1 protein-coding gene is annotated in these 954 nt (G+C 64.3%); it reads left to right on the top strand.

Annotated elements, in window-relative coordinates:
- On the top strand, window positions 1–954 hold a 954-nt coding region (locus tag DNI29_RS23785; RefSeq protein ID WP_133255751.1), incomplete at both ends, for an RHS repeat domain-containing protein.

Genomic DNA, 954 nt, shown 5'->3' on the forward strand with positions numbered 1-954 from the left:
GGCGAAGTTACTCAGGCGCGGGCCGGCAGCTGGCTTAGTCGCATCGAGCGCGACGAGCAGGGTCTGGAGCTGCAGCGCACGCTCAGCGGCGGGGTGCAGCAGCGCTGGCACCGCGACGGGCGGGGCCGCCCGACCAGCCAGCGGATCACGGCCGGGGGCACCACCCAGCGGCAACGGCACTACCAGTGGCAGGGAGTAGACCAACTTACCCAGATTGAGGATAGCCTGCTTGGGGCTACGACCTATAACTACGATGTGCTGGGAAACCTGACTGGAGCCCGCTATGCCGATGGCACCCAGGAACTGCGCCAGCCTGATGCCGTGGGCAACCTGTTCCGCACGCTGAACCGCTCCGACCGCCAGTACGGCAAAGGCGGACAACTACGTCAGGCCAACGGCACGCGCTACCACTATGATGCCGAAGGCAACCTGGTGCGCAAGACCCTGCCCAACGGGCAGCAGTGGCACTACCGCTGGGACGGAGCCGGGCAACTGACCTCGGTGACGCGGCCCGATGGTTATGCCGTCACCTTCACCTACGATGCGCTAGGCCGGCGCATCAGCAAGCGGTTTCGGGGCAAGGTTACGCACTGGGTCTGGGATGGCAACAAGCCCCTGCACGAGTGGCACGAGCTCGAAGTTGGCCCTGGGGCCGGTAGTGTGCAGGACCTGACCACCTGGCTGTTTGAGGAAGAGAGCTTTGCTCCCCAAGCCAAGCTCACGGAGCACGGCAGCTACAGCGTGGTGTGCGACCACCTGGGCACTCCGCTGGAGCTCTACGACCAAGCGGGCACCAAAACCTGGCAGGCCCAGCTCGACAGTTACGGGCAAGTGCGCCAGGGAAAAGGCAAGCCACAGGATTGCCCTTTCCGCTACCAGGGTCAGTACGAGGATACCGAAACCGGACTTTACTACAACCGCTTCCGCTACTTCGACCCCGAAGCCGGACAGTAT

Origin of the sequence: Hymenobacter sediminis, assembly GCF_003231285.1 — a bacterium.
GTDB classification, from domain to species: domain Bacteria; phylum Bacteroidota; class Bacteroidia; order Cytophagales; family Hymenobacteraceae; genus Hymenobacter; species Hymenobacter sediminis.